Source organism: Pseudomonas sp. L13 (assembly GCF_009935965.1).
Classification (GTDB): domain Bacteria; phylum Pseudomonadota; class Gammaproteobacteria; order Pseudomonadales; family Pseudomonadaceae; genus Aquipseudomonas; species Aquipseudomonas lactis.
The window spans coordinates 181143-207139 of sequence record NZ_QODJ01000001.1 but is presented as its reverse complement, the minus strand read 5'-3'; the positions used below and the strand labels follow the sequence as shown (position 1 = coordinate 207139).

The following is a 25997-nucleotide window of genomic DNA, read 5'->3' as shown; positions in this document are numbered from 1 at the left end:
AACGCCCACAATTACCCAGGAGTTACCCGATGAATGCTCGTCTGCTTGGTTTGGCCATGGTTGTTGGTTTGTCGCTGCCTGTGGCGGCACAGGCGCAGATGCTGGCGCCGGGCTTGTGGGAATTGACCACCAGCAATATGAAAGTCGATAACCAGGACCTGCCGGACTTGTCGCTGATCCTCGGTCAGCTCAAACAACAGATGACCCCTGAACAGCGCGCCATGCTCGAAAAGCAAGGCATCAACATGGCCGGTAAAGGCGTACAGGTGTGCCTGACCCCGGCCCAGGTGGCCTCCGATTCGATCCCGCTGACCGACCCTCAGTCGGGCTGTAAACAGGAAGTCACCGACAAGAGCGGCAACCAGTGGAAATTCCGCTTCAGTTGCCCGAAAGCTCAAGGCACTGGCGTGGCGACGTTCCAGAGCCAGAAAGAATTCACCACCAGCGTCAACGGTACCTTCAATGCCACCGGCATCCAGCAGAAGGGTAGCCTGGATAGCCATGCCCAGTGGCTGGGCAACGATTGCGGTTCGGTCAAACCCCGCGCTTAACGCCCAAACTGCAGGGGCAAGCCCTGGCAACTGTTGACCACCTGGCCGTTGTGCCAGGCCAGGTGGCCGCTGACCAATGTGGTACTCACGCTGTGGCGAAAGCTGCGCTCTGCAAAAGGTGTCCAGCCGCAACGGGCAAGGATGGGTTGGCTGCTGACCGGCTTGCCGGCGGGCTCCGGTTTGATCAGTACCAGGTCGGCCCAGTAGCCTTCGCGCACGTAGCCGCGATCAGCAATGGCGAACAGGTCGGCCACGCGGTGGCTGGTCTTGGCGACCAAGGTGGTGAGAGGCAAATGCCCGTCGGCCACCAACTCCAGTAACGCCGGCAGGGCATGCTGCACCAGGGGCAAGCCTGAAGGTGCGTGCCGATAGCCCAACTGTTTTTGCGCCCAGGTATGTGGCGCATGGTCGGTGCCAATCACATCCAGACGGTCACTCAACAATGCCAGGCGCAGCGCGTCGCGGTCAGCGCGGGTCTTGATCGCAGGGTTGCATTTGATCTGATGGCCGAGGCGGTGGTAATCGCGGTCATCGAACAGCAGGTGGTGCAGGCAGACCTCGGCGGTGATGTGCTTGTCGGCCAGGGGCTTGTCTTCGAACAGCGCGAGTTCGCGCGCGCTGGTCAGGTGCAACACATGCAGACGCGTGCCATGGCGTTTGGCCAATTCCACGGCAAACGAGGACGAGCGATAACAGGCCTCGGCATCGCGGATCAGCGGGTGGGCGACTGCGGGAATATGCTCGCCGAAGCGTTCGCGCAGGCGTTGCTCGTTGGCCAGGATGCTGGGCGTGTGTTCGCAGTGAGCGAGCAGGATGGTCGGCACCTCGGCAAACAGGCGCTCCAGAACGCGTGGGTCGTCCACCAGCATATTGCCGGTGGATGCGCCCATGAACACTTTGACTCCAGCCACTTCACGGGGGTCAAGGGCGGCGACGGTGTCGAGGTTGTCGTTGCTCACGCCAAAGTGAAAGCCGTAGTTGGCCACTGAGTGCAGTGCGGCACGGCGCTTTTTATCGGCCAGGGCTTCCAGGCTCAGGGTGGCCGGGTGAGTGTTGGGCATGTCCATGAAGCTGGTGATACCGCCGGCCACCGCCGCGCGAGATTCGCTGTAGAAGCTGCCTTTTTCCGGCGCGCCGGGTTCGCGAAAATGCACTTGGTCGTCGATCATCCCTGGCAGTAGCCACTGGCCGTTGGCATCGATTTCCACTGGTTCGTTATCGCCTTGAATGCTGGTGGCAATCTTCTCGATACGGCCATTGGCGATCAGTACGTCGGCGTCGAATGCCAGACCTTCGTTGACCAGGCGGGCGTTGCGGATCAGCAGGCGGCTCATGGTTCAGAACTCGTTTTGCAGGGCTTTGTAGCCGCGTACCAGGTCGACGTTGGTGCGTGCCACGTCTTCGGAAAACTCCGAGGCGCTGACACTCACCGGCGGGAACTGCGACAAATCGGTGTTGGGGCCGATACGCGTCGTAGAGGGCACGTAGAAAGCGGCGGGCAGGTCGCGGCCGTCGACCACCGAGTTGTGGCGCACTACGCACCCATCACCTACGGCGCAATTGAACAGCACGCTGTTGAAGCCAATAAACACGCGGTCGCCCACCGAGCAAGGCCCGTGGACGATGGAGCGGTGCGCGATGGAGGTGAATTCGCCGATGGTCACCGCTGCGCCGGACTTGGAGTGGATGACCACGCCGTCCTGAATGTTGGAATTGGCGCCGATGGTGATCGGGTCCATGGCGCCGCTAGCATCGACTTCGTCGGCGCGGATCACGGCGTAGGGGCCGACGAACACGTTCTCGCCGATGATGACTTTGCCGCAGATGATCGCGGTTTTATCCACGTAGGCCGACTCGGCAATCAACGGCAGGTCGCCGGAAGGATTTTTGCGGATCATGGCTGGCTCAGTGCGGCGCACAGGGTGTTGAGGTTGTATTCGAACAGCCCGATAAAGGTGCTGGCCGGGCCTTCTGCGGCGAGGGCGTCGGAGTACAGCGTGCCGCCGATCTGTGCGCCGCTTTCGTCAGCGATCTGCTTGAGCAGGCGCGAGTCCTTGATGTTTTCCATGAACACGGCTTTGACCTTGTCCTTGCGAATCTGGGTGATCAGCGCGGCAACTTCAGCGGCCGAAGGGTCACGTTCGGTGGACAAACCCTGGGGCGCGAGGAACTGGATGCCATAGGCCTGGCCCAGGTAACCGAAGGCGTCATGGGAGGTGACGATGCGGCGGTTGCCCGGTGGCAGTGCGCCGAACTTGGCCTTGGCTTCGGCCAGCAGACTGTGGATTTGCTTGAGGTAGGCCTGGCTGTTGCGCAGGTAATCAGTCTTGTTGGCCGGGTCGGCGGTTACCAGAGCCTTGGTGATGTTGCTCACATAGATCTCGGCGTTGGCCAGGTTGTGCCAGGCGTGCGGGTCGGGAATGGTTTCGCCATCCTCGTCCATGGTGTGGGAAATCACGCCTTTGCTGGCGGTGACCACCGTTGCCTTGGTTTCGGTGCTGGTGACCAGGCGGTCCAGCCACGGCTCGAAACCCAGGCCGTTCTTGATGATGACCTTGGCCTTGAGCAGTGCCTTGGCGTCATCCGGCGTGGGTTCGTAGGTATGGGCATCGGCGTCCGGGCCGACCATGTTGCTGATCTGGATATGCTCGCCACCGATCTGGTGGGTGATGTCATCGAGAATACTGAAGCTGGTGACCACTTGGAGTTTGTCTGCCGCGTGAGCCATCGACAGCGGCAGCAGCAGACTGAACAGCACGAGTAGAGCGCGCATGGGGAAACACCTCATTGGGATGTGAGCAAAGGCGGGCGGCGCAACAAACCGTGCACCGGACCGAACACCACGGACAACAAATACCCAGCGCCCGCCACCAGCACGATCGCCGGTCCGCTGGGCAGTGAGTAGTAGAACGACAACAGCAAACCCAACCACACCGACAGGCAGCCCAGCAGCGCCGATACTGCGATCAACACCGGCAAGCGTCGGCTCCAGAAGCGTGAGGCGATGGCCGGCAACATCATCAAGCCGACCACCATCAGCGCGCCGATGGCCTGGAAACCGATCACCAGGTTCAGCACCACCAGGGTCAGGAATACGCCATGGGCGAGGGGGCCGAGGCGGCTGACGGTTTGCAGGAACAGCGGGTCGAGGGTGTCCAGCAGCAGCGGTTTGTAGATCAGCGCCATGGCGATCAGGCTGAAACCCGAAACCCAGAGCATGCCGGTCAGAGTGGTTTGATCCACGGCCAGGGCGGAGCCGAATAGCAGGTGCAGCAGGTCCAGGCGCTTGCCGGCAAGGCCCAGGATCAGCACGCCGGCGGCCAGAGAGATGGGGTAGATAGCGGCGAGGCTGGCGTCTTCGCGCAGGCCGGTGCGGCGGGTGATCCACGCGGCCAGGCCGGCCATGCTCAGGCCGGCACCCAGGCCGCCGAGCGTCAGCGCGGGCAGGCTCAGCCCGGCGAACCAGAAACCCAGGGCGGCGCCGGGCAGAATGCCGTGGGCTACCGCATCACCGATCAGGCTCATGCGCCGCAAGATCAGAAACACACCTAGCGGCGCGGTGCTGCAAGCCAGTACCAACCCGCCGATGAGTGCGCGGCGCATAAAGACGAACTCATGAAACGGCAGCCACAAGTGAGCAGTGAAGTGCATTCAGGCCACCTGCATCTGCGGTTGCGGGCGGATCAGCTCTTTGCTGGGGCCGAATACGCAGCCGGTGTTTTTGATCTGCAGTACGTGCTGGGTGTGGTGGCGCACGGAGGCCAGGTCATGGCAGACGATCACCAGGGTGCGACCTTCGCTGTGCCAGGCATGGATGTGTTTCCAGCACAGCGCCTGGCCATCCTCGTCGAGGGCTGCATGAGGTTCATCGAGCAGCAGAACGGGCGCGTCGGCCAGGCTCATGCGTGCAAGCAGGGCGCGCTGCAATTCGCCGCCGGACAATGCCATCAACGGTCGATGTTCCAGGCCAATCAGGCACCAGTCTTCCAGTACCGCTTGCAGACGTTGGCTGCGTTGTTGCGCGGGGTGTTGGGTGCCCCAGAAACCGGCGGCGACCAACTCTTGCAGGCTGATGGGAAACTGGCGGTCCAGGTGTTGCTGTTGGGGTAAGAAGGCCAAGCCGCCACGGCGTGGAACATCCACGATGACCTTTCCTGCCAGCGGTTTTTGCAGGCCGGCGATGACTTTGAGCAGGCTGCTCTTGCCCGTGCCGTTGGCGCCGATGATGCCGGTGAGGCTGCCTTTTTCCAGGGTCAAATCCAGTGCCGGGGTGAGCGGTTGCCCGGGGGCACCCCAGCGCAACGCATTGCAGGTGATCATGCAGAAGCTCTCGTCCAGCGGCTTTCAGCCACGGCATCGTGCGCGTGCAGGCTTTCGGCATGGACCACTTTGAGGTGGAAGGCTTTGATGGCATCCGAGCGTTTCAAGGCGAGGTTCAGGCGGCGAGCGGCGTCTTCGCAGAACATCAGGTTCTGCCCGTTGGCCAGGGCGAAGGCCTGTTCGTCGGCGCGTTTCACCGCAGTTTGTACGGCGGTGCCGAGCGCGGCTTCGGCAGCGTTGATCAAGTTGACTATCGGCAGGTCAGTACCTTGCAGATGAACGTGCAACTGCGCGCTGCTGCGTTGGCTATGGGGTGTGGCGACGATGCCGTTGGCGCTGCCGAGCCAGGCCAGCACTGTTTCATGCTGTAACGGCGCGTTGGCGAAATCATCGACAAATTGCTGCTGAATCAACTGCCTGGCGAGGGCAGCGGAGCAAGGGCAGGTTGAGGAGTAAGTAACGTCAATTTTTAGTTCCACGTGGAACATCTGGTTTTCTAGACGTGCTTCGATGCTCACCGGGTAGGTCTTCCAGCCGGCTAATGGGCTGACCAGTGCAGGGCGTTTAAGCAGCAACTGAGTGTGGATGCGCAGGTAAGCGTTCTTAGATAAACCTTCATGTGTGTCGAGAAAACGCTGCAGTACATTACGCAGCAGTGCAGGCGTCAGCGGCTGTTGGTCGAGCATTTCCAGGGCCAGGTACAGGCGTGACATATGAATGCCACGGGCCGTGCCGTCGTCCAGGCTTACACCCGCGTCAGCGGTGGCGGCCAGGTGTTGACCGTCAATCAGGATCGGCAAGGCGATGCCGCACATCCCCACCCAGTCGAGTGGCAAGGCTTGGCGTGAAGCCTGCGCGGCAATGTCCGGCAGAGTCAGCGCATTCATAAGCAGGTCCATCGTTGGAAATAATTCGACATGTTATAGTATAACAATACGAGCTACGATGAATTTTCTGCTCCAGCCTTTGTTCAGTCATATCGAGTAGGGACGCTCCTTTATCTGCGGTATATGCCATGCACCGACGTCAGCTCCTCAACCTGCTGCTGGTCAGCCCCTTGTTTGCCTTGCCTTTGGGGGCTTACGCCACGCAGATTCGCAATGCACGCCTGTGGCGCTCGGAGGACAAGCTGCGCCTGGTGTTCGACCTCAGCGGCCCGGTGCAATACAAGACCTTTCCCCTGACCTCACCAGACCGCTTGATCATCGACTTGAGTGGCGCCGGTCTCAGCGGCGACTTTTCCCAATTGGTGTTGAAGAACAGTGGGATTACCTCGATCCGTTCCGGGCATTTCGGCAAGAGCGATACGCGCATCGTGCTGGACCTGGTCGAGCCGATGCAGCTCAACAGTTTCGTGCTGCCGCCCCAGGAGGGCCAAGGCCATCGCCTGGTGTTGGATTTGACCAACGCGACCCGTGCACCCCGTCAAATCGCCGCTGAGCCGGCACCCCTGGTGGCGCCGGTAGACAAGGCGCATCCCAAGCGCGACATCATCGTGGTGGTCGACCCCGGCCATGGCGGCAAAGACCCAGGTGCCATTGGTTCAAAGGGCCAGCGCGAAAAAGATGTGGTGCTGTCGATCGCCCAGTTGCTGGCTAAACGTCTGAAACGCGAAAAGGGGTTTGACGTAAAACTGGTGCGCAACGACGACTTCTTCGTGCCGCTGCGCAAGCGCGTGGACATCGCCCGTCAGCACAAGGCCGATATGTTTATCTCGGTACATGCCGACGCCGCGCCACGGCTGACCGCGTCGGGCGCCTCGGTGTATGCGTTGTCTGAAGGCGGCGCCACCTCGGCCACGGCACGTTTCATGGCCCAACGCGAAAATGGCGCAGACTTGCTGGGCGCCACCACCTTGCTCAATCTGAAGGACAAGGACCCGATGCTGGCCGGGGTGATTCTCGACATGTCGATGAACGCAACCATTGCCTCCAGCCTGCAGTTGGGCAGCTCGGTATTGGGCAGCCTACAAAACATCACCAGCCTGCACCAGAAACGGGTGGAGCAGGCCGGGTTCGCCGTGCTCAAGTCACCGGACGTCCCTTCGATCCTGGTGGAGACAGGGTTCATTTCCAACGCTCGCGACGCCCAGCGGCTGGTGACGGCGCGCCATCAACAGGCGGTGGCGGATGGTCTTTTCGAGGGGCTCAAGCGTTACTTCCAGAAGAACCCACCCATGAACAGCTACATGGCCTGGGTGCAGGCGCAGAAAAACAGCCAGGTCTAACAGCCAGTCATCCGGCTGCAAGTGAACTTGGCGCTGGCGCCCCCTGAGCTGGAAAACCGATTGAGGGTAGTCCAGCCCACGCGCCGCGTGTAGCCGACCCACGCCTCGCCATCCGATGCCAACCCGGTAAAAAACGTCAGTTGTCCATACCGGCTGTTGGTTTGTGCCCAATAGCGTTTGCCGATCACTTCGAAACCGCGCAGGTAGGTAGTGCTGCCGACGGTCGCCACGCTATAGGCATTGCCCAACGGGTCCACACACGCCAGCAGGTTGGCGCTGCGTGTGCACTTGGCAACCAGGCTGGGGGCCTGGGCGCAGGCAGGCCCGGCGGCTGCCACTAGCAGAGCGCACAGCAGGTATTTCATCGGGGTTCTCAGCATAAGAAGGCGACCCAGCATTGCGCCCTTCGTCGCGGCGAGCAAGAGGGATTGGCTTATTTGTATTGTTATACTATAACATAAAAGCACAGCCCGACCCGCGAACCGCTTCCCATGACCGAACACGATCTTTTGGCCCAACCAGCGGCCGACTACATGAATGAGGCCCAGCAGCGCTTTTTCCGCGAGCTGTTGCTGGCCCAGCGTGATGACCTGCAAGCCCGTATCGACGCGCAGTTCCAGGCACTGCGCGAGCAGGAAACCAACAGCGACCTAGCGGACATCGGCAGTGCCGAAGAGCAACGCCAATGGCAACTGCGCCTGCTGGAGCGCGAAAAGAAGCTGCTGGACAAGATCGACGACGCCCTGGAACTGCTGGCCCGTGGCGAATACGGCTGGTGCCGTGAAACCGGCGAACCCATCGGCCTGCAACGCCTGCTGCTGCGTCCTACCGCCACCTTGTGTATCGAAGCCAAAGAACGTGAAGAGCTGCGCGAACGCCATAAACGGGCAGTTTGACCGGCCAACCCTGATGAGGAATACCTGATGCCCAATCGTCTCCCCGTGACCGTGTTGTCCGGCTTTCTCGGCGCCGGTAAAAGTACGCTGCTCAATTATGTCCTGCGCAACCGCGACAACCTGCGGGTGGCGGTGATCGTCAACGACATGAGCGAAATCAACATCGACGGCAGCGAAGTGCAGCGTGACGTCACGCTCAATCGCGCGGAAGAAAAACTGGTAGAGATGAGCAACGGCTGCATCTGCTGCACCTTGCGCGAAGACTTGCTTGAAGAGGTAGGAAAGCTCGCCAAGGAAGGTCGTTTCGATTACCTGCTGATCGAGTCCACCGGTATTTCCGAACCGTTGCCCGTGGCCGAAACCTTCACTTTTCGCGATGAAAACGAGCAAAGCCTGGCCGACATTGCACGCCTGGACACCATGGTCACGGTGGTCGACGGCATGAATTTCCTGCTCGACTACCAGGCTGCCGAAAGCCTGGCTTCACGGGGCGAAACCCTCGGTGAGGAGGATGAACGTTCCATCACCGACCTGTTGATCGAACAGATCGAATTCGCCGACGTCATCCTGATCAGCAAGATCGACCTGATCAGCAGCCGCGAGCGCGAAGAACTGATGGCCATCCTCGAACGCCTCAACGCCCAGGCGGAAATCATTCCGATGGTCATGGGCGAAGTCCCGCTGAACAAGATCCTCAACACTGGCCGTTTCGACTTCGAACGCGCCGCCCAGGCACCGGGCTGGTTGCAGGAATTGCGCGGTGAGCATGTGCCGGAAACCGAAGAATACGGCATAGCGTCCACCGCTTACCGTGCGCGCCGGCCCTTCCATCCACAGCGGTTTTTCGACTTTATCGACCGTCCCTGGGTCAACGGCAAGCTGTTGCGCTCCAAGGGCTTCTTCTGGTTGGCGAGCAAACATCAGGATGCGGGCAGTTGGTCCCAGGCGGGTGGCTTGATGCGTCATGGATTTGCCGGGCGTTGGTGGCGCTTTGTGCCGAAAAGCCAGTGGCCTCAGGACGAAGAAAGCGTGGCGGCGATCATGGCCAACTGGCAATTGAGCACCGGCGACTGCCGTCAGGAGCTGGTGTTTATCGGGCAAAACATCGACTTTGCCCAGATGCGTGCCGAGCTGGACGCCTGCTTGCTCAACGATGAAGAAATGGCCCTGGGCGTCGAAGGTTGGCGCCAGATGCCCGACCCCTTTGGCCCTTGGTATGAGCAGGTAGCCTGATGCTGGCCCCGGTGATTCCCCTGCGCCCTGTCATCCGCCAAAGCTTCGGAGAAACGCCGCTGGCGCTTTCCGACATCCTCAATGATGGCGTCAACCTGGCCATCTGGCAGCGGCAACTGCCTCTGCACATCGCTGAGTTTGGCGCTTTGCTGGTGGCGCTTGATGAGCCACTGGCCGAGTCCTTGGTCATCGAGTTGAGCAGCGAAGACGCCGTGCCGAGCTTGCAGGGTTTGGCCTCCAGTTGTCGCGATCTTGAAGGCTATGATGGTTTTATCGCCGATGTGTCGTGGCTGGTCAGTGCCTTCGCCTGCTTGCTGGGCGCCAAGCGCATCGGCGTGCGTTTGCGGCTGTTGGACAAAGCCATGTGCCCGCGTTTCCACGTCGATCACGTGCCGGTTCGGCTGATCACCACCTACGCCGGTATCGGCAGCCAATGGTTGCGTGAAGGCGTCATGGACCGGCGCACATTGAGCCAGGCGGATGCCGAGCCCACTGAGCGCATCGAGCAGATCCATTGCGGTGAAGTGGCGCTGCTTAAAGGCACCAAATGGCACGGCAATGAAGGACATGGGCTGATCCACCGCTCGCCAGCGCTCAAGGCCGATGAACGACGGTTGATCCTGACGCTGGATTGGCTGGCATAACCGCGTAGGATCAAACGCTCTAAACGGCCTGAACCATGCCTCTTATGCTGCAGAACATTCCTACCCATGTGATTGCCGGGCCCTTGGGCGCAGGCAAGACCAGCCTGATCAAGCACCTGCTTGCCCAGCGTCCGGCCAACGAGCGCTGGGCGGTGCTGATCAATGAATTCGGCCAGATCGGCCTGGACGCTGCCCTACTCACTCAAGACGATGACGGTATCGCCTTGGGCGAGGTGGCGGGCGGCTGTTTGTGCTGTGTGAACGGCGCACCCTTTCAGGTAGGGCTGGGCCGCTTGTTGCGTAAGGCCAAGCCGGATCGGTTGTTTATCGAGCCCTCAGGCTTGGGTCATCCGGCGCAATTGCTCAAGCAACTGCAGCAGGCGCCATGGCAAAACGTGCTGGCGGTGCAGCCTTGTGTGCTGGTACTCGATGCCCAGGCGTTGGCGGCGGGCAGGCCGTTGCCCCTGGCACAGCAGGAGGCGTTGGCCAGTGCCGGTCTGCTGGTGCTGAACAAGGACGAGACGCTGACGGCCGCCCAACGTCAGGCGATTGAAGCGCAATTACCCGATTGCCCGCTCCATTGGACACGCCAGGCGCAATTGCCACTCGATCGGTTGCCCGGTTTGAACGCACAGGCCCAAGGCGCTGTGGATAACTTCGCGGTGCCTGAAGCAGTGGAGCAAATGCCGGCGATCTGGAGCGACCCTGGGCTGCCGATTTGTCTGAGCCAGAGCCAGGAGGGCGGCTGGAGCATCGGCTGGCGCTGGCACCCAAGCCAGCGATTTGATGTCAGCCGTTTGCATCAGTGGCTATCGAGTCTCGCCTGGCGCCGTGCCAAGCTGGTTATCCACAGCGTTGAGGGTTGGGTGTCCGCCAACGCTGTGGATAACAGTCCACTGCACTGGCAACCCAGCGCATGGCGGCGCGATTCGCGTGTTGAATTGATCTTCAGCGAGCCACAGGACGTGGCCGCCTTGCAGAGCGCCCTGGCAGCCTGCCGTTACTGATGTTTCTTGGTGGCGTGGTCCTGGCGCCACTGGCTCAATTCGATGATCTCGGCGCTGGGTAGCGGCTCCTTGGTTTCGAACGGGTAGGGCGCCAGTTCGATCTGCGCGCTGTGGGCGCCGAATTGGGTGATGACCCCGGCATGCCGGGTTTCGCCGGTCACGGTGAACTCGAAATTATAGATACGCGCCAAGCGTCGGCGGCCATTGGCATCCTTCACGAAGCCGATGCGTTTAAGTGCCACGGCACCGTCGAGCAGCTCGATATCAAGCTTGGCGCAATGCTGCTTGACCCGCGCCAGCGCCCGTTCACGCAGGCCGTGGTTGTGCCAAACCCAGGCGGCGCCGGTTGCCAGCAGCATCAAGACGAAGATGTTTCCCAGGGTCAGCATTCCATGAACTCCAACAAAGTGAGCGCAGCTTAACTGTGTCGCCGGTCTGTCGTACAGGCTGCGTTTAGTCGCATACTGCTCGGCCAGAAATTCAACGGTTTTACGGAAATCTCCCGCATGAAACGTACACCTCACCTGCTTGCGATCCAGTCTCACGTGGTCTTTGGCCACGCCGGAAACAGCGCCGCCGTGTTCCCCATGCAGCGGGTCGGGGTGAACGTGTGGCCGCTCAACACGGTGCAGTTCTCCAACCACACACAGTATGGACAGTGGGCGGGCGAAGTGTTGGCGCCGCAGCAAATTCCTGCATTGGTGGAGGGCATTGCCGCGATTGGCGAACTGGGCAACTGTGATGCGGTGCTGTCCGGTTACCTGGGCAGTGCAGACCAGGGCCGCGCCATCCTCAGCGGTGTGGCGCGCATCAAGGCGATCAACCCCAAGGCGCTGTACCTGTGTGACCCGGTGATGGGCCACCCGGAAAAGGGTTGCATCGTGCCGCAGGAGGTCAGCGATTTCCTCTTGGATGAGGCCGCCGCCATGGCGGACTTCCTGTGCCCCAACCAACTGGAGCTGGACAGTTTTGCCGGGCGCAAGCCGCAATCGCTGTTCGATTGCCTGGCGATGGCCAAGGCCTTGCTGGCGCGCGGGCCCAAGGCGGTGTTGGTCAAGCACCTGGATTACCCAGGCAAACTGCCAGAAGGCTTTGAAATGCTGTTGGTGACGGCTGATGGCAGCTGGCACTTACGCCGGCCCCTGCTGGCGTTTCCGCGCCAGCCAGTGGGCGTGGGTGACCTGACGTCCGGGCTGTTCCTGGCGCGGGTGCTGTTGGGTGATAGCCTGGTGGCTGCTTTTGAGTTCACCGCGGCGGCGGTGCATGAAGTGCTGCTGGAAACCCAGGCCTGCGCCAGTTATGAACTGGAGCTGGTGCGGGCCCAGGATCGTATTGCCCATCCGCGTGTGCGCTTCGAAGCCACACCGATCAGCCTGTAAGCGCAAGGAACCCAATGTGGGAGCGGGCAAGCCCGCTCCCACATTTTGATTGGGTTTACAGATTACGGCGCGTCGGCTTTGATTTCCCGGTAGCGCTTTTCCAGTTCCTGTCGAATCTGCCGACGCTGCTGAGCCTGCACAAAGCGGCGCTTGTCCTCGCTGTTCTGCGGCTGCAACGGCGGTACAGCGGCAGGTTTGCGCTGGTCGTCCACGGCCACCATGGTGAAGAAGCAGCTGTTGGTATGGCGCACCGAGCGTTCACGGATGTTCTCGGTCACCACCTTGATGCCCACTTCCATCGACGTATTGCCGGTGTAGTTGACTGACGCCAGGAAGGTCACCAGTTCACCGACATGGATCGGCTCGCGAAAGATCACCTGGTCCACCGACAGCGTGACCACATAACGACCGGCATAACGGCTGGCGCAGGCGTAGGCCACTTCGTCGAGGTACTTGAGCAGCGTGCCGCCGTGCACATTGCCAGAGAAGTTGGCCATGTCAGGGGTCATCAGTACCGTCATCGACAGCTGGGCGTTTCCGGGTTCCATAGCACACTCACGGGTTGTAGGCATTGGTTGGGGGGAAGGCACCTCTGCGGGTACTCAAGGTCTTTGCAGCGCCATCCCTAACGGGACGCCGTCAGGCGGCTTGCCGTCACGCGCGCAGCGATCTGTTTCCATATATTGCACCGGCTTTCCAGCAGAAGTCGCGGTGTTACCCTTCAAAAGCCCATCTCATGGCTTTTCTTACGATCAAGGCAGACTTTTCCGACCCTTCAAAGGCGAGGCCGGAAGTGGGAAAAGCGCCGGCACCCTCAAGGAGCCCCTCGCCATGCACGCCATCAGCTTTATCCAGGACTTGGCCGTGATCATGCTGGTGGCAGGGGTGGTCACCATCCTGTTCCACCGCTTCAAGCAGCCGGTGGTGCTGGGCTACATCGTCGCCGGCTTCATTATCGGCCCCCACACCCCGCCGTTTGGCCTGATCCACGATGAAGACACGATCAAGACCCTGGCGGAGCTGGGGGTCATCTTCCTGATGTTCTGCCTGGGCCTGGAATTCAGCCTGCGCAAGCTATTCAAAGTCGGGGCCACGGCGTTTATCGCGGCATTCCTGGAAATCGTGCTGATGATCTGGATCGGCTACGAGATCGGCCGCTGGTTTGACTGGAGCACCATGGACTCGCTGTTCCTCGGCGCAATCCTGGCGATCTCCTCGACCACTATTATCGTCAAGGCCCTCAACGACCTGAAGATGAAAGACCAGCGGTTCGCCCAGCTGATTTTCGGTGTGCTGATTGTCGAGGACATCCTGGGTATCGGCATCATTGCCTTGTTGTCGAGCATTGCCGTGAGTGGCACGGTCAGCTCCGGCGAGGTGTTTTCCACGGTGGGCAAGCTCTCGCTGTTCATGATCGTCGCCCTGGTGATCGGTATTTTGCTGGTGCCGCGCCTGCTGGCTTATGTGGCCAAGTTCGAAAGCAACGAGATGCTGCTGATTACCGTGTTGGGCCTGTGTTTCGGCTTCTGCCTGCTGGTGGTGAAGTTGGAATACAGCATGGTGCTCGGGGCCTTTTTGATCGGCGCGATCATGGCTGAATCCCGGCAGTTGATTAAGATCGAGCGCTTGATCGAGCCCGTTCGCGACATGTTCAGCGCAATTTTCTTCGTGGCGATTGGCTTGATGATCGATCCGCAGATCCTGCTGCAATACGCCTGGCCCATTGCGGTGATCACCGTGGCCGTGGTGCTGGGCAAGATGCTGTCGTGCGGGCTGGGCGCGTTTATCGCCGGCAACGATGGTCGCACCTCGCTGCGGGTCGGTATGGGGCTGTCACAAATTGGCGAGTTTTCTTTCATCATCGCGGCGCTGGGGATGACCCTGCAGGTCACCAGCGACTTTCTGTATCCCGTGGCGGTGGCCGTTTCGGCGATCACCACGCTGCTCACGCCCTACCTGATCCGTGGCGCGGACCCGCTGTCATTGAAGATCGCGGCGGTGATGCCCAAGCGTATGAGTCGAGTGTTCGGCATGTATGGCGAATGGTTGCGCAGCATTCAGCCTCAGGGTGAAGGGGCGATGTTGGCCGCGATGATCCGCAAGATCATCCTGCAGGTGGGGGTAAACCTGGCGTTGGTGATCGCGATCTTCTTTGCCGGCAGCTTTTTCGCGGAGCGCATCGGTGGGTATCTGCAGGGCTGGGTCAGCGATCAGAGTTGGCAGAAGGCATTGATCTGGGGCGGGGCGCTGCTGGTGTCGTTGCCGTTCCTGATTGCGGCATATCGCAAGCTCAAGGCGTTGTCGATGCTGCTGGCGGAGATGAGTGTGAAGCCGGAAATGGCCGGGCGGCATACCCAGCGTGTGCGCCGGGTGATTGCCGAGCTGATCCCCCTCTTGTCGCTGCTGGTGATTTTCCTGCTATTGGCAGCCTTGTCGGCCAGTATTCTGCCGACCAACAAGTTGCTGGTGCTGATTGCCGTGGTCACGGCGGCGGTGGCGGCAGTGCTCTGGCGCTGGTTTATCCGTGTGCATACGCGGATGCAGGTTGCGTTGCTGGAGACGCTGGACAACCACAAGGATACGGAGCACTGACTGCGTTGACGGGGCTGCTTCGCAGCCCAGCGGGAGCAAGCTCCCTCGCCACAAAAGCCGGTTGCCAGAGGTTAGGGACCTCAGCTTTCCAGCCAGACGTCCCGCGCCCAATGCCACACCGATTCCCAGGTTTCTTCCTGGACAAGTTCTTCTTCGGCAGACCACAACACCACGGTGCCGTCTTCTTCGACGCAGTAGTAGTCGTCGCCGTCCTGGCAGATAGGGATCAGGCTGCGATCAACACCGGCATCCCAGGCGTTGGCCGCGACGTCCGGCAGGTAAGTGTGGGACTGCGGGTCGGTGACGGTCACTGGCTCCAGGCTGCCATAGACTACGTCGCTGACGGTCAGCAAGAATTCACGGAAGACAAAGGGGATGTCGATGAACAGTTGTTCCTCGATTTCCACCAGCAGGTCTTCGTCAGGTAGCTCCAAAGGAACCGGGACCGGTTCGTTGGCTTCACGCAGTTGTTCGATGATTTCTTCCACGGCCGGGATCCTCTTGCTAGATGGCGCGGTTTATAGGGGCGTTTTATACAGTAGCTCGCTATAAGTGCAACCGTGAAATAGAAAACCCCGGACATGTCCGGGGTTTTTGTTACCGCTTGCTCAAACGCGCAGGTATTAGCCGTTCTGGCGGATACCGGCGACCAGCCATGGCTGGTCGTCGCCCTGGGCGCGTTCCATGTTCCAGCTTTCGCTGAACACTTCGCCCTGGTCGAAACGCGAGGACTTCGACACACCGCTGAAGGTCAGGGTGGCGATGGTCTTGTCGGCACGATCGTCCACGCCATCGAGCTGTACGCGCAGGTCGTCGATGTAGGTCGACTGGAAGGCGTCACCGATCTCGGCACGTTCGCGCTTGAGGAACTCCAGCAGTTGCGGGGTCACGAACTCGGAGATCTTGTCCATTTCGTTGGCATCCCAGTGCTGCTGCAGGGACTGGAAGTGGCTGCGGGCCGCTTCGACGAAACGCTCTTCGTTGAACCAGGCCGGTGCGTTGATCACCGGACGGGCGGCAGGCGCTGCCGAACCACCGAAGATCGAACCCATGGCAGGCTTCTGTTCGAACGCTTCACGCTGCATCGGCGCGCCGGCTGGAGCGAGGTGCTCCTGCTGCTTGCGGCGACGGGCGGCGATAAAGCGGAAGACCAAAAAGGCGATGACGCCCATGATCAGGATGTCGAAGATCTGCATGCCCTGGAAGCCGTCGCCCATGAACATGGACGCGAGCAGGCCACCGGCGGCGATGCCGGCCAGTGGGCCCAGCCAGCGCGAAGCACCGCCGGCCTTGGCAGCAGCGCCAGCGGCACCGGCTGCGCCTGCAGTCGCCGCAGCACCGCCCGCACCGGCGGATGGAGCCATTTGGCTGGTCTGGTGAGTCGGTGCCGCGCCCGAGCTTTTGCCGCCACCGAAGCGTTTGGCGTTGGCGTCGAGGCTCATCGTCAGGCCGATGCACAACGCCATGGCGATGCTAAGAAAACGTTTCATATAGGGAATTCCCATTTGTGGATTGCACGCGCGCCATGTTGCACAGGTGTCGTGGCAGTGGCTAGCGGCATAATGTTTCGGGCTTTTGCGTAAGACCAAATCCGAAGGGTCTGTAGGACTAATTACAGATATTGGCCCGCGCTCCTGAAATACAAGGGCACAGCCGTATCTTGCTGTAGGAGCGAGCTTGCTCGCGAAAATCGTCAACGATTATGCGGGCATTCTGGATGAACGCGTTGTCTGGGCGCTCTTCGCGAGCAAGCTCGCTCCTACGGGAATGGGGCTCAGACCGCTTCGAGCTTGGCGTAGCCCATCATCAGCCACTTGCTGCCCTCGGCGAAGTTCACCTGCACCCGGGCCTGGGCGCCGGCGCCTTCGAAGTTGAGGATCACGCCTTCGCCGAAGATCGCATGCTTGACCTGCTGGCCCAGGCTGAACGGGGTTTCCGGTATTTCGGAGCCGGCAAACATGCTGCTGGAGTTCTGTTGCTGGCCACCGCCGAACGGGCGGCTGACGCTGTTGGACAAGCGCACTTCCTGGATCAGCCCCTTTGGCACCTCACGTACGAAGCGCGACACCTTGTTGTAGGTTTCGCTGCCGTACAGGCGTCGGGTCTCGGCGTAGGTCATCACCAGGTTCTGCATCGCCCGGGTAATGCCCACATAGGCCAGGCGGCGTTCTTCTTCAAGGCGGCCGGGTTCTTCCAGGCTCATCTTGTGAGGGAACAGGCCTTCTTCCATGCCCACCAGGAACACGTAAGGGAATTCCAGGCCCTTGGCGCTGTGCAAGGTCATCAGCTGGATGCTGTCTTCATGCTCATCGGCCTGGGTATCGCCGGCTTCCAGCGAGGCGTGGCCCAGGAAGGCGGCGAGCGGCGTCAGCTCTTCGTCGTCATCGGTGTTTTCGAACGCACGGGCGGCGCTGACCAGTTCCTCAAGGTTTTCTACCCGGGCCTGGCCTTTCTCGCCTTTTTCCGCTTCGTGATAGGCGATCAGCCCGGACTGCTCGATGACAGTCTGAGTCATCAGGTGCAGCGGCATTTCTGCGCACTTGGCCGCGAGGTTCTCGATCAGCTCGACAAACACCCCCAACGCCCCGGCAGCACGACCAGTCAGGCCTTTGTTGGCGATCAGCAAGCGCATGGCTTCCCACATCGACACATCGGCATGGCGCGCATGGTCGCGGATCGCTTCGACGGTTTTCTCGCCAATGCCGCGGGCCGGGATATTGATTACTCGCTCCAGCGCCGCATCGTTACCACGGCCTTCAAGCAAGCGCAGGTAGGCCATGGCGTTCTTGATTTCGGCGCGTTCGAAGAAGCGCTGGCCGCCATAGATGCGGTACGGGATGCGCTCGCGCAGCAAGGCTTCTTCCAGCACCCGCGATTGGGCGTTGGAACGGTACAGAATCGCGATATCGCTGCGGGCCAGGCCGGTTTTCAGTGCGCTTTCGATGGTTTCCACCACATAGCGCGCTTCATCGTGCTCATTGAACGCCGCGTACAGGTTGATCGCTTCGCCTTCGCCGCCGTCGGTCCACAGCTCTTTGCCCAGGCGCCCGGTGTTGTTGGCAATCAAGGCGTTGGCAGCCTTGAGGATCCCGGCGGTGGAGCGGTAATTCTGCTCCAGGCGGATGGTCACCGCGTCCGGGAAGTCTTCAGAATACTGGTAGATGTTCTCGATTTTCGCGCCACGCCAGCCGTAGATCGACTGGTCGTCATCGCCCACCACCATCAGGCTGTCGCCGCCCTTGGCCAGCAGGCGCAACCAGGCGTACTGCACGGCGTTGGTGTCCTGGAACTCGTCCACCAGGATATGGCGGAAGCGTTTCTGGTAATGGGCCAGCAAACCGGGGTTGTCGCGCCACAGGTCGAGGGCACGCAGCAGCAGTTCGGAGAAGTCGATGACGCCGGCGCGCACGCAGGCCGCTTCATAGGCTTCATAAATGCTGCGCATGGTGGCCAGGAACAGGTCGCCGCTGGCCTGGATATGTTGCGGGCGCAGGCCTTCGTCTTTCTGGCCGTTGATAAACCACTGCGCCTGGCGCGCCGGCCAGCGTTGTTCGTCCAGGCCCAGCTCGCGGATCACGCGCTTGACCAGGCGTTGCTGGTCGTCGCTGTCGAGAATCTGGAAGGTCTGGCTCAGCCCCGCTTCCTGCCAATGCGCGCGCAACAGGCGGTGCGCCAGGCCGTGGAAAGTGCCCACCCACATGCCGGCCGGGCTGATGCCCATCAACTGCTCGATGCGATGACGCATCTCGGCAGCGGCCTTGTTGGTGAAGGTCACCGAGAGGATGGAATGCGGGGACGCGTTTTCGACCTGGATCAACCAGGCGATACGGTGCACCAGCACTCGGGTTTTACCGGAGCCAGCACCGGCCAGGACCAACTGACGGCCAACGGGGGCCGCTACGGCCTGGCGTTGGGCATCGTTGAGGGAGTTCAGCAAAAGAGAGAGATCATCGCGCATCGACGCATTCTATGGGCCTTGGGGGGCCTGGGCAAATCCCAATGCCGGATGGTCGATGCAAAACGCCTGCACGCTAGCGCCGGAGGCGAACATTCTGGCGGGGGTGATGACCGGTTGGTCATCGGCCGCAGCCCGTGCCGTGTCTTGCCCAAGCGGTCTGGGCCAAAGGTTTGCGGCCAATCGCAACAGGTTTTTTATGACTTGTAGCAGTTTGGCCCGGGCGCTTGCTTGTGTATGCTCCGTCGACGTTTCGGGCTCACCATTATAAGAACACCGCCTATGTCCCTTAGCACCGACCTGTTTGGCCCTTCGCCGGCCCCAGCGCAGGTCATCCGTAAACACTATGCAACCGAAATCGCGGTTGAGCGCACGCGCCTGCTCTATCAAGGCTCGTTGCTGCCCACGCTGCTGATGCTGGTCAATGGCCTGGTCTGCGCCTGGTTGCTGTGGAACCCCAATCAGTACCTGCTGGACAGCGCCTGGCTGCTCTGGCTGCTCGCCCTGGTGGCGATGCGCGTGATCCAAGTGGCGGCCTTTGACTCGGCCATGCCCAGCCGGCAGGCCCAGCCCGTGTGGCGGCGTATGTTCATGCTGGGCTCGGCGGTCAGTGGCCTGACCCTCTCGGTTGCGGCCATTGCCCTGGTGCCCACGGACAGCTTCATGCATCAGGCCTGGGTGTTTGGCCTGATTGGCGCCGCCACCTTGTCGGCCAGCGTGGCCTATGCCGTGAGCCTGTGGGCCTACCTGTCGTTTGCCTTGCCGTGCCTGGTGCCGGCCATCGTCTACCTGTTCTGGGATGGCACCCCGCAGCAACAAGGCTGGGGCGTACTCGGCCTGATCCTGCTGGCGTCCCTGAGCCTGGTCGCGTGGCAGGTCAACCGCCTGATCCAGCGCGGGCTGTTGCGCCGTTTCCAGAACCAGGCCCTGATCGAGCATCTACAACAGGCGCAGCAACGCAGTGAGCAGTTGAACCTGGAGCTGGTGCGCGAAGTCGAGCAGCGCCGCGAGGTGGAGCAGAACTTGCGCGAAGCCCAGGTCGGCCTGCAAGACCGCGTGGCGCAACGCAGCCAGCAATTGGATGCTGCCAGTCTTGCCTTGAGTAAAAGCGAAGCGCGCCTGGCCATGGCCCTGCAGGCCAGTGAACTGGGCCTGTGGGACTGGAACCTGCAAACCGACGAGGTCCACCACACACAACTCAAGGAGTTGTTCGGCCTGGAGCCGGAATACGTCACGGCGATGCTCAGCCACCTCAAACCGCGCCTGCACCCCGACGATCTGCCCTTGCTCAAGCACGCGCTGGTGGAGCATCTCAAAGGCCGCAGCGAGGACTATCAGGTGGAATACCGGATACGTCATGGCGACGGGCATTGGGTGTGGATCGAAGACCGCGGGCGCGCCGTGGAGCGCACGCCCAGTGGCCGGGTCATCCGTATGCTCGGCACGCGCCGTGACATCAGCGCCGGCAAGGCGGTGGAGGAGCAGCAACGCCTGGCTTCGACGGTGTTCGAGGCGGCCAGCGAAGGCATTGTGATCCTCGACCCGAACTATGCATTGATCGCCGTGAACCAGGCGTTCAGCCGCGTCACCGGCTTTGACATCGACGACATGCTTGGCCGCAACGTCGTGGAACTGCCCAGCAGTCGCGATGCCCGGCGCCACTTCCCGCTGATCCGCCAGGCATTGCTCAGCCACGGCACGTGGCAGGGCGAATTGGTGGAAACGCGCAAGAACGGCGAACTCTACCCACAATGGCTACAGCTGAACGTGGTGCGCGATGTACGGGGTAACGTCAGCCATATTGTAGGGTTCTTCGCCGATCTGTCGGCGCGGCGCGAGTCGGAAGAGCGCATGCGCTACCTCACTCACTACGACGAGTTGACCGGCCTGGCCAACCGTTCGCTGTTTCGCGAACGGCTGCGTGAAGCTCACCAGCGCGTGCGCCAAGGCGGTCGCAGCCTGGCGCTGCTGCATATCAACCTCGACCGCTTCAAATTGCTCAATGACAGCCTGGGCCATGAAGTGGCCGATCAACTGTTGCAGAAAATGGCGCGGCGCTTGATCAACGCGCTGCCGGAGGCCGACACCATCGCGCGCCTGTCCGGGGATGAATTCGCCGTGCTGTTCGACGCCTATGGCAACTTATCCAGCCTGGCGCGGGTGGCGACCCGGCTGCTGGCGAAACTGCGCGTGCCGGTGAACGTGGAGGGGCATGAACTGGTGGTCAGCGCCTCGATGGGCGTCAGCCTGTTGCCGGATAACGCGCGGGAAATTTCTGCACTGGTCAGCCAAGCGAATATGGCGATGCAACATGCCAAGCACTTGGGCGGGAATAATTTCCAGTTCTTCACCGACAGCCTGCAAGCCAGCACCCTGGAGCGTTTGCAGCTGGAAAACCACCTGCGCAAAGCCATCGACGAGCGTCAGCTCACGGTGTTCTACCAACCCAAGCTGTGCTTGGCCACTGGCAAGCTGAAGGCTGCCGAGGCGTTGGTCCGCTGGGAGCATCCGCAGTGGGGCATGGTGCCGCCGGGTGACTTTATCGGTTTGGCGGAAGAAACCGGCTTGATCGTGCCGTTAGGCGAATTTGTGCTGCGCCAGGCCTGCTGGCAGGCCTGCGAATGGCAGCGCCAGGGGCTGGCGCCGATTCGCGTGTCGGTCAACCTGTCGGTGCACCAGCTGCGCCAGGGCAAGCTGGTCAGCCTGGTACGCCAAGTGCTGGAAGAAACCGCACTGGACCCGCAATACCTGGAGCTGGAGCTGACCGAAAGCCAGTTGCTCGACAGCGTTGAACACATCATCGCCACCTTCCAGCAATTGCGCGACTTGGGGGTGAAGCTGGCCATCGACGACTTTGGCACCGGTTACTCATCCCTCAGCTACCTCAAGCGCATCCCGGTGGACTACGTAAAGATCGACCAGGCCTTTATTCGCGGGCTTGGTCAGGGACGCGAAGATGCGGCGATCACCCGTGCGATCATCGCCATGGCTCACGGGTTGGCGCTCAAGGTAGTGGCCGAAGGCGTGGAGGATCAGCAGCAGCTGGATTTCCTGCGCGGTGAGCAGTGTGACGAGGTGCAGGGTTACCTGATCAGCCCGCCCATGCGGGCCGAAGGGCTGGCGGATTTGTTACGCAAAAATGCAGATTTTTCTTAACGCCGCGTAGGCCGCCTTTATGGCTACATAGCGCCTGCCCGCTGAATCAGGGGGGAGCAGGGCGATTTAGTGATGCATCGAACGGGCAAAACGACAATTCTTGTAGTATAACTACAAGCTTGCTACATCCCTGGCGTCTGCCAATAACAAGAGTCCTGCCCTTTGAACCTGTTGCAACATATCGCCCAGTCGCGCCACCTGTTACGCAAATCGGAACTCAAGGTTGCCGATCATGTGCTGCTTGACCCTGCGGCCGTGATGCACAGTTCCATGGCCGACCTGGCCCACAGCGTGGGCATCAGCGAGCCGACCATCGTGCGCTTCTGCCGCGCCATTGGTTGCTCCGGGTTTCAGGATCTGAAACTCAAGCTGGCGCAAAGCCTGGCTGCCGGTGCCAGCTTCGGCCAATTTGCAATCCATGAAGACGACTCAGTCGCCGACTACAGCCTGAAAATCTTCGACACCACCTTGCACACCCTGATGGAAGTGCGTGAGAAGCTCGACCCGGTGGAGCTGCAAAAGGCCGTGACCGCAATGTCCCAGGCCCAGCGCGTAGAGTTCTACGGCTTTGGCGCGTCCGGCGCGGTGGCAGCCGATGCCCAGCACAAATTTTTTCGCCTGCTGCTGACCGCCGCGGCCTACAGCGACCCGCACATGCAGGCGATGTCGGCGGTGACCTTGAAGCCCACTGACGTGGCCATCTGCATTTCCCAATCAGGTCGTTCCAAAGACCTGCTGATCACCGCCAACCTGGTGCGTGAGAGCGGCGCGTCGTTGATCACCCTGTGCCCGAGCCAGACGCCATTGGCGGAGCTGTCCACGGTGAACCTGGCGATCGACGTGCATGAAGACACCGAGATCTACACGCCGCTGACCTCACGCATTGCCCACCTGGTGGTCATCGACGTGCTGGCGATGGGCGTGGCCATGGCCCGTGGCCCGAGCCTGGTCAACCACCTCAAGAGCGTGAAGCGCAGCTTGCGCAGCCTGCGGTTGTCGCCCAAGTCCGTCAAAGCCCTCGACGACTGAGGGTCTGTGGGAGCTGGCTTGCCTGCGATAGCGGTCTGCCAGTTACCCTCTTCATTGCCTGATACACCGCCATCGCAGGCAAGCCAGCTCCCACATGGTTTTGTGTCAGCTTTGGAAGATTCATCATCCTGTAACCCCCGCGCCGCCAAACCGTCATCCCACGCGCCCATCCTGTACTCCCCGTACTCGCATTGGGAGACTCCAAATGACCCGGCCCTACGAAGACAGCAACAGCACCGTCAAGACCCGTCGTCAGCAGGAAGACCAGCGCCGCATGGCGTTCCGTCGCGCCATCGAAGACCGTTGCGAGGAGCGCCAGTTGCTCCAGAGCATCAGTGACTACCCGGAACTGCATTGGCAGGCACCCGTGGCTGCCCAGCGAAACGCTCAGCCAGCGCGCTGATCTGCACCCGCTCGCTGCGAATAAAGCCCAGGAACGCATGGGCCACCGGTGACAGACGTTTAGCCTTGGCCTGCACCAGGCACCAACTGCGGTACAGCGGCAGTTCTTCCACCGGCAGCTCCTTGAGCCCGCCGGTGGCCAGCTCCAGGTTCAAGGCGTGGCGTGTCAGCAGGGCCACGCCCAACCCCGCCGCCACGCACTCACGCTGTGCCTCCGCCGACGCCACTTCCACCGTCTGGGTGAAGTGCACGCGTTTTTCCTTGAAGTACTCTTCGCAGGCCAGCCGCGTGCCAGAGCCCGGTTCGCGGATGAGCAGGGTATAAGGCTCCAGGTCTTGCAGGCGCAACGGCCCTTGCAGGCTCAGGGGATGATCCGGCAATGCCACGGCCACAATCGGGTTGTTGAGAAACGGCAGGAACTCCAGGCCCATGTCCTGGGGCACCATGGACATGATCACCAGGTCATCGCGGTTGTCCGAGAGCCGGCGGATCACCTGGGCGCGGTTGACCACCGTGAGCTGCAGTTGCACTTCCGGGTGCTGGCGCTTGAAGGCGGCGAACAGGTGCGGCACGAAATACTTGGCGCTGGATTCCACCGCCAGTTTCAGTTGGCCTTGCAGCGAGCCCTGCATGTCCGACAGCTGCATATCGAGGTTTTCCAGGCGCCCGAAAATATCGCGGCTGGCCCGTTGCAGGGCTTCGGCGGCCTCGGTCATGTAGAGCTTTTTGCCAACATAGTCGAACAGCGGCTGGCCGATCAGCTCTTCCAACTGGCGAATTTGCAGGCTGACCGCCGGTTGGGTGAGGGACATTTCCTCGGCGGCACGGCTGTAGGAACGCAAATCGCACACTTCATTGAAGATCTGCAATTGACGCAATGTCATACGCATCAATGACTTACGCATTTTATAAGCCCTTGGTCCCTTGGTCGTCCGGCCAACTATAAGTCTTTACTTATACACAACCCAATAATTATTGATTTTTGTTAATTCTCCTGTGCGCATAGTGTGTGTCTCGCGACTGTCATGAAACATTTGGTCACGCGCCGGCCCGGCTGCAACGGGTCGAAGCACGCAAATCGGCTCAAGGGAATTTCCAAGTGATAAAAAAGATCCTGATCGCCAACCGTGGTGAAATTGCCGTACGAATCGTGCGTGCCTGCGCCGAGATGGGCATTCGCTCGGTCGCGGTTTATTCGGACGCCGACCGCCATGCGTTGCACGTCAAGCGTGCCGACGAAGCCCACAGCATCGGCGCCGAGCCACTGGCCGGCTACCTCAACCCGCGCAAGCTGGTGAACCTGGCGGTGGAAACCGGCTGCGATGCGCTGCACCCCGGCTACGGCTTCCTGTCGGAAAACGCCGAATTGGCAGATATCTGTGCCGAGCGCGGCATCAAGTTTATCGGCCCCTCGGCAGAAGTGATTCGCCGCATGGGCGACAAGACCGAAGCGCGCCGCAGCATGATCAAGGCCGGTGTGCCGGTTACGCCGGGCACCGAAGGCAACGTTGCCGATATCCACGAAGCCCTCACTGAAGGCGACCGTATCGGTTACCCGGTGATGCTCAAGGCTACCTCCGGTGGTGGCGGCCGTGGTATTCGTCGTTGCAACAGTCGCGAAGAACTTGAACAAGCCTTCCCCCGCGTCATTTCCGAAGCCACCAAGGCCTTCGGTTCGGCGGAAGTGTTCCTGGAAAAATGCATCGTCAATCCCAAGCACATCGAGGCGCAGATCCTCGGTGACAGCTTTGGCAACGTGGTGCACCTGTTCGAGCGTGATTGCTCGATCCAGCGTCGCAACCAGAAGCTGATCGAAATCGCCCCCAGCCCGCAACTGACCCCGGAACAGCGCGCCTACATCGGCGACCTGTCGGTGCGCGCGGCCAAGGCTGTGGGCTACGAGAACGCCGGCACCGTGGAGTTCCTGCTCGCCGAGGGCGAGGTGTACTTCATGGAGATGAACACCCGGGTGCAGGTGGAACACACCATCACCGAAGAAATCACCGGTATCGATATCGTTCGCGAGCAAATCCGCATCGCCTCCGGCCTGCCGTTGTCGGTCAAGCAGGAAGACATTCAGCACCGGGGTTTCGCGTTGCAGTTTCGTATCAACGCTGAAGACCCGAAGAACAACTTTCTTCCAAGCTTCGGCAAGATCACCCGTTACTACGCCCCCGGCGGCCCCGGCGTGCGTACCGACACGGCGATCTACACCGGCTACACCATCCCACCGTTCTACGACTCCATGTGCCTGAAACTGGTGGTGTGGGCGTTGACCTGGGAAGAAGCCATGGACCGCGGCCTGCGTGCCCTGGACGACATGCGCCTGCAAGGCGTGAAGACCACCGCCGCCTATTACCAGGAAATCCTGCGCAACCCGGAATTCCGTAGCGGCCAGTTCAATACAAGTTTTGTGGAAAGCCACCCTGAGCTGACCAACTACTCGATCAAGCGCAAACCCGAAGAGCTGGCCCTGGCCATCGCCGCCGCCATCGCCGCACACGCGGGCATATAAACATGCAGCTGCAAGTTCCAAGCGGCAAGCTAGAAGTAAAAGCAGATTGGCTTTTTCTTGCAGCTTGTAGCTTGAAGCTCTCAGCTATGAG

25 protein-coding genes are annotated in these 25997 nt (G+C 60.9%); 12 read left to right on the top strand and 13 right to left on the bottom strand.

The window, feature by feature from the left end; genetic code table 11:
- Positions 1-29 precede the first annotated feature (29 nt).
- Positions 30-551, top strand: a complete 522-nt coding sequence (locus DK871_RS00945) for a DUF3617 domain-containing protein (protein ID WP_014720569.1) — start codon at positions 30-32, stop codon at positions 549-551.
- Here DK871_RS00945 and DK871_RS00940 read toward each other — a convergent pair.
- Genes DK871_RS00940 through folE2 form a run of 6 tightly spaced genes read right to left on the bottom strand, consistent with a single transcriptional unit; the run spans position 548 to position 5758 of the window.
- The gene (locus DK871_RS00940; RefSeq protein ID WP_161903685.1) at positions 548-1885 is read right to left on the bottom strand and encodes a dihydroorotase; all 1338 of its coding nucleotides are present in this window, start codon (positions 1883-1885) and stop codon (positions 548-550) included. The two genes, DK871_RS00945 and DK871_RS00940, sit on opposite strands and share 4 nt — an antisense overlap.
- Before the next feature lie 3 nt (positions 1886-1888).
- The gene (locus DK871_RS00935) at positions 1889-2449 is read right to left on the bottom strand and encodes a DapH/DapD/GlmU-related protein (protein ID WP_161903684.1); all 561 of its coding nucleotides are present in this window, start codon (positions 2447-2449) and stop codon (positions 1889-1891) included.
- Positions 2446-3324: a metal ABC transporter substrate-binding protein gene (locus DK871_RS00930; RefSeq protein ID WP_161903683.1), complete on the bottom strand. Its 879-nt coding sequence runs from the start codon at positions 3322-3324 to the stop codon at positions 2446-2448. The genes DK871_RS00935 and DK871_RS00930 overlap by 4 nt, the downstream gene beginning before the upstream one ends.
- 11 nt (positions 3325-3335) lie before the next feature.
- Positions 3336-4202, bottom strand: coding sequence for a metal ABC transporter permease (locus DK871_RS00925; RefSeq protein ID WP_003195772.1), 867 nt, complete (start codon positions 4200-4202; stop codon positions 3336-3338).
- A complete protein-coding gene (locus tag DK871_RS00920; protein WP_161903682.1) occupies positions 4203-4871 on the bottom strand; it encodes a metal ABC transporter ATP-binding protein in 669 nt (222 codons plus the stop codon).
- Positions 4868-5758 (bottom strand): GTP cyclohydrolase FolE2, encoded by an 891-nt coding sequence (gene folE2, locus DK871_RS00915; RefSeq protein ID WP_161903681.1) that lies wholly within the window; start codon positions 5756-5758, stop codon positions 4868-4870. Before folE2 ends, DK871_RS00920 begins: the two co-directional genes overlap by 4 nt.
- Positions 5759-5886: 128 nt before the next feature.
- Here folE2 and DK871_RS00910 point away from each other — a divergent pair, with 128 nt between their 5' ends.
- Entirely contained in the window at positions 5887-7098 is a 1212-nt protein-coding gene (locus tag DK871_RS00910; RefSeq protein ID WP_161903680.1) for an N-acetylmuramoyl-L-alanine amidase, read from the top strand.
- On the opposite strand, the gene DK871_RS00905 is transcribed toward DK871_RS00910, so the two are convergent.
- The gene (locus DK871_RS00905) at positions 7095-7463 is read right to left on the bottom strand and encodes a glutamine synthetase (protein WP_161903679.1); all 369 of its coding nucleotides are present in this window, start codon (positions 7461-7463) and stop codon (positions 7095-7097) included. The two genes, DK871_RS00910 and DK871_RS00905, sit on opposite strands and share 4 nt — an antisense overlap.
- Before the next feature lie 126 nt (positions 7464-7589).
- Here DK871_RS00905 and dksA point away from each other — a divergent pair, with 126 nt between their 5' ends.
- Genes dksA through DK871_RS00885 form a run of 4 tightly spaced genes read left to right on the top strand, consistent with a single transcriptional unit; the run spans position 7590 to position 10878 of the window.
- Positions 7590-7994: an RNA polymerase-binding protein DksA gene (gene dksA, locus DK871_RS00900; RefSeq protein ID WP_034134106.1), complete on the top strand. Its 405-nt coding sequence runs from the start codon at positions 7590-7592 to the stop codon at positions 7992-7994.
- A 27-nt stretch (positions 7995-8021) separates the two neighbouring features.
- Positions 8022-9227 (top strand): zinc metallochaperone GTPase ZigA, encoded by a 1206-nt coding sequence (gene zigA, locus DK871_RS00895; RefSeq protein WP_161903678.1) that lies wholly within the window; start codon positions 8022-8024, stop codon positions 9225-9227.
- The gene (locus DK871_RS00890; RefSeq protein WP_161903677.1) at positions 9227-9871 is read left to right on the top strand and encodes a DUF1826 domain-containing protein; all 645 of its coding nucleotides are present in this window, start codon (positions 9227-9229) and stop codon (positions 9869-9871) included. The genes zigA and DK871_RS00890 overlap by 1 nt, the downstream gene beginning before the upstream one ends.
- Positions 9872-9915: 44 nt before the next feature.
- Positions 9916-10878: a GTP-binding protein gene (locus DK871_RS00885; protein WP_161903767.1), complete on the top strand. Its 963-nt coding sequence runs from the start codon at positions 9916-9918 to the stop codon at positions 10876-10878.
- On the opposite strand, the gene DK871_RS00880 is transcribed toward DK871_RS00885, so the two are convergent.
- A complete protein-coding gene (locus DK871_RS00880; RefSeq protein ID WP_161903676.1) occupies positions 10872-11267 on the bottom strand; it encodes a DUF3301 domain-containing protein in 396 nt (131 codons plus the stop codon). The genes DK871_RS00885 and DK871_RS00880 overlap by 7 nt on opposite strands.
- Before the next feature lie 117 nt (positions 11268-11384).
- Here DK871_RS00880 and pdxY point away from each other — a divergent pair, with 117 nt between their 5' ends.
- The gene (pdxY, locus tag DK871_RS00875; RefSeq protein WP_003195749.1) at positions 11385-12257 is read left to right on the top strand and encodes a pyridoxal kinase PdxY; all 873 of its coding nucleotides are present in this window, start codon (positions 11385-11387) and stop codon (positions 12255-12257) included.
- Positions 12258-12319: 62 nt separating this feature from the next.
- Here pdxY and DK871_RS00870 read toward each other — a convergent pair whose 3' ends face one another.
- Positions 12320-12805, bottom strand: coding sequence for an acyl-CoA thioesterase (locus tag DK871_RS00870; RefSeq protein ID WP_003195747.1), 486 nt, complete (start codon positions 12803-12805; stop codon positions 12320-12322).
- A 283-nt stretch (positions 12806-13088) separates the two neighbouring features.
- Between DK871_RS00870 and DK871_RS00865 the strand changes: the two genes are divergently transcribed.
- Complete coding sequence (locus tag DK871_RS00865; protein WP_161903675.1) at positions 13089-14849, top strand: cation:proton antiporter; 1761 nt, start codon at positions 13089-13091, stop codon at positions 14847-14849.
- A gap of 80 nt (positions 14850-14929) precedes the next feature.
- Here the strand turns inward: DK871_RS00865 and DK871_RS00860 are convergent, their stop codons facing one another.
- The 3 genes from DK871_RS00860 to uvrD form a co-directional block, all read right to left on the bottom strand.
- A complete protein-coding gene (locus DK871_RS00860; protein WP_161903674.1) occupies positions 14930-15337 on the bottom strand; it encodes an SMI1/KNR4 family protein in 408 nt (135 codons plus the stop codon).
- 135 nt (positions 15338-15472) lie between these two features.
- A complete protein-coding gene (locus DK871_RS00855) occupies positions 15473-16339 on the bottom strand; it encodes a Tim44 domain-containing protein (RefSeq protein ID WP_003195740.1) in 867 nt (288 codons plus the stop codon).
- A 284-nt stretch (positions 16340-16623) separates the two neighbouring features.
- Positions 16624-18807, bottom strand: a complete 2184-nt coding sequence (gene uvrD / locus DK871_RS00850; protein WP_044270067.1) for a DNA helicase II — start codon at positions 18805-18807, stop codon at positions 16624-16626.
- A gap of 279 nt (positions 18808-19086) precedes the next feature.
- Here uvrD and DK871_RS00845 point away from each other — a divergent pair, with 279 nt between their 5' ends.
- The 3 genes from DK871_RS00845 (at position 19087) to DK871_RS00835 (ending at position 23392) form a co-directional block, all read left to right on the top strand.
- Entirely contained in the window at positions 19087-21960 is a 2874-nt protein-coding gene (locus tag DK871_RS00845; RefSeq protein ID WP_161903673.1) for an EAL domain-containing protein, read from the top strand.
- Positions 21961-22122: 162 nt separating this feature from the next.
- A complete protein-coding gene (gene hexR / locus DK871_RS00840; protein ID WP_003177007.1) occupies positions 22123-22989 on the top strand; it encodes a transcriptional regulator HexR in 867 nt (288 codons plus the stop codon).
- Between the two features lie 205 nt (positions 22990-23194).
- Complete coding sequence (locus DK871_RS00835) at positions 23195-23392, top strand: PA3496 family putative envelope integrity protein (RefSeq protein ID WP_073526287.1); 198 nt, start codon at positions 23195-23197, stop codon at positions 23390-23392.
- Here the strand turns inward: DK871_RS00835 and DK871_RS00830 are convergent.
- Entirely contained in the window at positions 23322-24296 is a 975-nt protein-coding gene (locus DK871_RS00830) for a LysR family transcriptional regulator (protein WP_098950000.1), read from the bottom strand. The two genes, DK871_RS00835 and DK871_RS00830, sit on opposite strands and share 71 nt — an antisense overlap.
- A gap of 194 nt (positions 24297-24490) precedes the next feature.
- Here DK871_RS00830 and DK871_RS00825 point away from each other — a divergent pair, with 194 nt between their 5' ends.
- Complete coding sequence (locus DK871_RS00825) at positions 24491-25906, top strand: acetyl-CoA carboxylase biotin carboxylase subunit (protein ID WP_034129150.1); 1416 nt, start codon at positions 24491-24493, stop codon at positions 25904-25906.
- Positions 25907-25997 lie beyond the last annotated feature (91 nt).